Source organism: Actinomadura logoneensis, from assembly GCF_003428695.1.
In the GTDB taxonomy this organism is placed as follows: domain Bacteria; phylum Actinomycetota; class Actinomycetes; order Streptosporangiales; family Streptosporangiaceae; genus Spirillospora; species Spirillospora logoneensis.
The window spans coordinates 1-5,336 of record NZ_QURH01000848.1 but is presented as its reverse complement, the minus strand read 5'-3'; the positions used below and the strand labels follow the sequence as shown (position 1 = coordinate 5,336).

Genomic DNA, 5,336 nt, shown 5'->3' with positions numbered 1-5,336 from the left:
GGCGGGGGGCGGTGCGAGGGGGTGGGGTCTCCGGATTTCGCTGTGTTTGCCGGGCGTTTGCGGGGTTATCGGTGGGGGCGACGGATTGGCGATCTTGAATTCGTGGTGGGGGTTGTAGCGGGGGCGGGAGCGGATTGCTCTCGGGGTGGACGTTCGAGGGGAGCCGAGGCGGGGAAGGGGTCGGGAGGTTTGCCGGAGAAGTACTGATCTCGGGGTGAATGGCCGGATCGGGCCACGGTCTTGACTGGGGGCAGCGGGGAGCGGGGTGGAAAAGTGTGGGGTTTGCGTGGTGTGACGGACGAAACGTGCGCGCGAGGAGTAAAGACAGCGGCGGTTGGATAGATCCATCATGACGGTCTGTTGAGCGGGGGGTGAGGGTCCGTGGAGCGCGCGAGGGGGCGAGCACGGGTGTTTCGTCCCGGTTTCGGGGTCCGCTGTAATGGGCATTTCGGTCGTAACGGAATGACGGGGGTCATCCGAGCACCGGGATCCAGGGGGAGGTGAGGGCGTCGAGCGCGGTACTGCTGCCACACGCTCCGTCCAGCGTCGCGGTCGCGCGCAGGCGCCTCGGCTCGGAGCTGGGGGCCTCGGGCGTCGACGAGTCGGTCGTCGACGACGCGAGTGTGATCGTGAGCGAGCTCATCAGCAACGCCCTGCGCCACGCGCGCCCGCTGCCGTCGGGGCAGGTCCGGGTCACCTGGACGAGGCGCGGCGACATCATCGAGATAGCGGTGAGTGACGGCGGCGCCACCACCGAGCCCCGGCGCGGGCCGGGCACGCTCTCGTCGCTCGGCGGACGCGGACTCGGGATAGTGGAGACGCTCGCCGAGGGCTGGGGCGTCCGGCACGAGGACGGCGCGACCACCGTGTGGGCCCAGCTCTACGCGCCCCGCGTCGGCACCGAGCACCGGGTCACGGCGGGCATGCTGCCGGACCTCATCGAGATCGTCGACATGTCGGAGCCCCTGCGGGGGGCGGACGCGGACGGCCCCGGAGCGGTTCGGGTAAGTCGGGCGTACCCCGGCTAGTCGGACCGCCACTTCACTGTGTAGGGTCCTCTCAAGCTCGGGCGCTGTCGTGCCCCCGTCGACACCGCCCGAGCTATCCACGTCCGGCCCCCGGGTCCGTCCCGGGGGCCGTTCCCGTTCAGGCGGCCGGGGGCTCGTCGCGCAGGATCGGGCAGGACATGCAGCGCGGGCCGCCCCGTCCGGTGCCCAGCTCGGTTCCCGTGATGCGGATGACCTCGATGCCCGCGGCCTCCAGCTGGGCGTTGGTCTCCACGTTGCGCTCGTAGGCGACACAGACGCGTGGCGCCAGCGCGAGGGTGTTGTTGCCGTCGTCCCACTGCTCGCGCTCGGCGGTCACCGGGTCGAGGCCGGTGTCGATGACCTTGAGCCGGTCCAGCCCCATCGCCTCGGCCGCCGCGTCCAGGAAGAGGCGGGGGCCGGACACCTTCAGGTCGCCGTTCGACGCCGTGACCGTGAACGCCTCCAGGGCGTAGGCGACCGGCGGGTACATGACCACGGTGTCCGCGTCCACCATCGTGCAGACGGTGTCCAGGTGCATGGTCGCGCGCTCCTGCGCGATCGGGACGGCCAGGACGGTGTGCGCGAGCCCGGCCGCGAACACCTGGCGGGCCAGCCGCTCGACGCCCGCCGGGGTCGTCCGCTCGCCGGTGCCGACGGCCACGACGCCCGGGGCGAGCAGCATGACGTCGCCGCCCTCGACGTGCTCCATGGACGGGTCGTAGATCGGCTCGACGCCCGCGAACCGCGGGTGGTGCCGGTAGATCAGCCCCGTCAGCGCGGACTCGTTGCGGCGCGCGGGCATCGCGAAGCTGGTCAGCGCCACGCGGTCCCCCACCCAGGCGCTGGAGTCGCGGGTGAACAGCAGGCCGGGGAGCGGATCGACGATGAAGTCGAGCTCGTCCATGAGCCGGTAGACCAGGCCGTGGGCGCTCTTCAGCTCCTCGTGCGCGAGGCCCGCGACCAGCGTGTGCGCCAGGTCCTCGGGGTGCAGGTCGCGGAGGTGCCCCTCGACCACCCGGCGGAGCTGGTCGCCCCAGCGCTTGTCGTCGATCACCTGCGCGATCGCCTCGTCCCGCGCGGCCTCGAACTCCAGGGCGTCCTGCAGGAGTTCGGACACGTACAGGACCTCGACGTCGCGGTCGCGGAGGGCCTGGGCGAACGCGTCGTGCTCCTCCTGCGCGCGGCCCACCCAGGGGATCGCGTCGAACAGCAGCTTGGCGCTGTTGCGCGGGGTGAGCCTTTTGAGCTCCGCCCCGGGACGGTGCAGCAGGACGGTTCGTAGCCGTCCGACCTCACTGGTGACCCGGTGTCTGTTCGTCGTCTGCGTCACCTTTCGCAGTCTATGCGCGCATGATCGGCCCGCTCGGTCCCGGTCCGTCCTCCGTCGCGGATCGCCTGGGGCGGGGGCGAATCCGCAATAAACCAGTCGCCTTCGGCGGGGACGGTCCGTACGCTCGGGGACATGATCCTGGCGGCCGGCACCTCGAAGCTCGCGGACTCCGGTCCGCTGAGCTCGGTGCCGGCCGTCCTCCCCCTCGACGGCGGCGTCCGAGGCTGACCCCTCTCCGTGCCACCCCGGAGAACCAGCGGAGAGGGGTGGTCACTCGGCGCACGCGGCATGACGTCCGTGCGCGGGTTCTCACCATGCGAGTGAGAACGGACGAAGACCATGGCCAAGGAGCTTTACGAGCGCGCCAAGCCGCACCTGAACATCGGCACGATGGGGCACGTCGACCACGGCAAGACCACTCTGACCGCGGCGATCACCCGGGTGCTGGCCGACCGCGGACTGGCGTCCGCCGTGCCGTTCGAGGGGATCGACCGGGCCCCGGAGGAGCGGGACCGCGGGATCACCATCAACATCGCGCACGTCCAGTACGAGACCGCGACCAGGCACTATGCCCACGTCGACATGCCCGGCCACGCCGACTACGTCAAGAACATGATCACGGGGGCGGCGCAGATCGACGGCGCCGTGCTGGTGGTGTCGGCACTGGACGGGGCGATGCCGCAGACGCGCGAGCACATCGTGCTGGCGCGGCAGGTCGGCGTCCGGCACATCGTCGTCGCGCTGAACAAGGCGGACGCGGTGGAGGACGCGGAGCTGCTCGACCTGGTCGAGCTGGAGATCCGCGACCTGCTGTCGGAGTACGGGTTCCCCGGTGAGGAGGTCCCGATCGTCCGGGTGTCCGGGCTGCGGGCGCTGGAGGGCGACCCGTACTGGACGGCCCGGATCGGCGACCTGCTCGACGCGGTCGACGCGTACGTCCCGGTGCCGGAGCGGGTGCTCGACCGGCCGTTCCTGCTGCCGGTCGAGAACGTGCTGACGATCACCGGGCGCGGGACGGTGGTGACCGGCGTGGTCGCCCAGGGCGCGCTGCGGCTCGGGGACGCGGTCGAGGTCGTCGGGTTCGGCGACACCTTCGGGACGGTCGCGACCGGTCTGGAGACCTTCGGGCGGACCATGGACCGGGCCGAGGCCGGGGACAACGCGGCGGTGCTGCTGCGCGGCGTCCGCCGCGACCAGATCCGGCGCGGCCAGGTCGTCGCCGCGCCCGGCTCGATCCGGCCGCACGGCCGGTTCCGGGCGCGGGTGCGGGTGCTCACGGCGGCCGAGGGCGGCCGGAGCGGGCCGTTCTTCCACGGTTACCGGCCGCAGTTCCACTTCCGGACCACCGACGTGGTGGGCGGGGTGGACCTCGGCGGCGAGGGCATGATGGCGCTGCCCGGCGACTCGGTCGAGATGACCGTCGAGCTGGGGCGTCCGGTCGCGATGGCCGAGGGCCTCGGCTTCGCGATCCGCGAGGGCGGCCGGACGGTCGGCGCGGGCACCGTCACCGGGCTGCTCGACTGAGAAGCACCGGGCCCGCCGTTCCCCACGGGGACGGCGGGCCCGGTGCGCGTTTCGCTCAGCGGATTTCTGCTCGGCGTCGGCTACTTTTTCCCGTTGCCGGTGCCGCCGCCGGTCGGCTGCTTGTCGGGGTCGTCTCCGTTCCCGTTCCCGTTCTTGTCTTTCCCGTTGCCCTTGCCGGTGCCGTTCCCATTCTCATTTCCATTACCCGACCCGGGTGGAGTGGATTTCTGGCCCTTGGACGGCTGCCCGTGCGGGTTCCCCTGGTGTCCGTTGCCGTTGCCGTTGCCGCCGCCGTTTCCGTTGCCGTTTCCGGTGCCGTCCTTGCCCTTGCCGGACGGGTTTCCGGTGGACGGCGAGGGCGAGCCCGAAACGGTCGGACGGTGCGTGCCGGACGGCCCCGACGAGCCGGACGAAGGGGCCGGATCGGCGCCGGACGGCTGCGAGGTCCCCCCGTGGTGCCTGGACAGCGAGGGGCGCGGCGACGGGTGCGGATGGTCCGGGGCCTGCCCGGGCAGCTTGCCCGCGCTCGCCGCCAGCGCGACGCCGCCGAGCGACGCGGCGACCAGCGCGACGAGGGCCGCCTTCACCGTGAGCAGGCGCTTCATGCCCCGACCGCCGACACGGTGGCGGCCACGGTCGGCGGGGAGCACCCGGGTGGCCCCGGCCTCCGCGGCGACGGCCGACCTGAACGCGGCGACGGCGGCGTCCTCGCCGGTCAGCTCGTCCGGACGGCCGGGAGCGGACGCCGCCGCCAGCAGATCGGCCAGCGGATCCGGCACGGACGTCCCCGGCCGGGCGTGTTGGCCGGGCCCCTGGGCGGCGGCGTCCAGAAGGCGTTCGGCGGCCTCGGGGGTGAGGTCGTCGCCGGGGTGCCGCTCGGTCATCGGCTCTCCTTGGGCAGGGAGGGACGAGCCGGTCCGGTGCGGATCACGGCCTCCCCGCGCGTGCTTCTCTCGGGACCGACGCCCACCGCCATACGGTGCCCCCGAACGCGCGGTACTTCTCGTTCAACCGCCGACGACCGGAATTCCCCGCCCGGCCCAAAGGCGCGGAACGGTCGGCGGCGCGGAACGCTTCCGGCGGGAACGTACGCGGAAACCGCGCCGCCTTTCCGGAGCGCCTTGTCACCATCGGCGGGCGCAGGCGGAGGAACGCCACCCGAAACGAGACGTCCCGGTAGAACGCAGCCCGCAACACGGACGCGACCAGAAACGCGGACGCTGCCCGGAAGAAGGCACCCCGGAGGACGGCGGCCCGGAAGGCGGCCGTCGCCGGAGGAAGAGCGGTACGCGAGACGGCGGCCCGTGCGGGCGCGGCGCGCGGACGTCCGCGGTTCGGCGGGCCGATGTGCCAGGTTCCTCAGCCTGAGCACCCCCTTTCGGTGCGTGGTCGCGGTCCCCGTCCCTGCTCGTCCTGGCTGGTCGGAGCGGGTCGGGGCGGTGTCAACTATCTCT

The 5,336-nt window shown here is 72.4% G+C and carries 4 protein-coding genes; 2 read left to right on the top strand and 2 right to left on the bottom strand.

The genetic code is table 11. The annotated features are described in order from the left end of the window. Nucleotides 1–500 precede the first annotated feature (500 nt). Nucleotides 501–1,028, top strand: a complete 528-nt coding sequence (locus tag DZF91_RS28795; RefSeq protein WP_235834636.1) for an ATP-binding protein — start codon at nucleotides 501–503, stop codon at nucleotides 1,026–1,028. Nucleotides 1,029–1,146: 118 nt separating this feature from the next. Here the strand turns inward: DZF91_RS28795 and DZF91_RS28790 are convergent, their stop codons facing one another. Further along, on the bottom strand, nucleotides 1,147–2,358 hold the full coding sequence (locus DZF91_RS28790) for an arginine deiminase (protein ID WP_117360260.1): 1,212 nt from the start codon (nucleotides 2,356–2,358) through the stop codon (nucleotides 1,147–1,149). A gap of 339 nt (nucleotides 2,359–2,697) precedes the next feature. On the opposite strand from DZF91_RS28790, the gene tuf reads away from it, so the two are divergent. Beyond that, nucleotides 2,698–3,882, top strand: a complete 1,185-nt coding sequence (tuf, locus tag DZF91_RS28785) for an elongation factor Tu (RefSeq protein ID WP_117360259.1) — start codon at nucleotides 2,698–2,700, stop codon at nucleotides 3,880–3,882. An 80-nt stretch (nucleotides 3,883–3,962) separates the two neighbouring features. Here tuf and DZF91_RS41370 read toward each other — a convergent pair whose 3' ends face one another. Then, a complete protein-coding gene (locus DZF91_RS41370) occupies nucleotides 3,963–4,766 on the bottom strand; it encodes a hypothetical protein (protein ID WP_199486958.1) in 804 nt (267 codons plus the stop codon). Nucleotides 4,767–5,336 lie beyond the last annotated feature (570 nt).

What these genes read in the sequence shown, in the direction of transcription:
- tuf (WP_117360259.1), top strand. Translation starts at nt 2,698, where the DNA reads ATGGCCAAGGAGCTTTACGAGCGCGCCAAGCCGCACCTGAACATCGGC.
- DZF91_RS41370 (WP_199486958.1), bottom strand. Translation starts at nt 4,766, where the DNA reads ATGACCGAGCGGCACCCCGGCGACGACCTCACCCCCGAGGCCGCCGAA.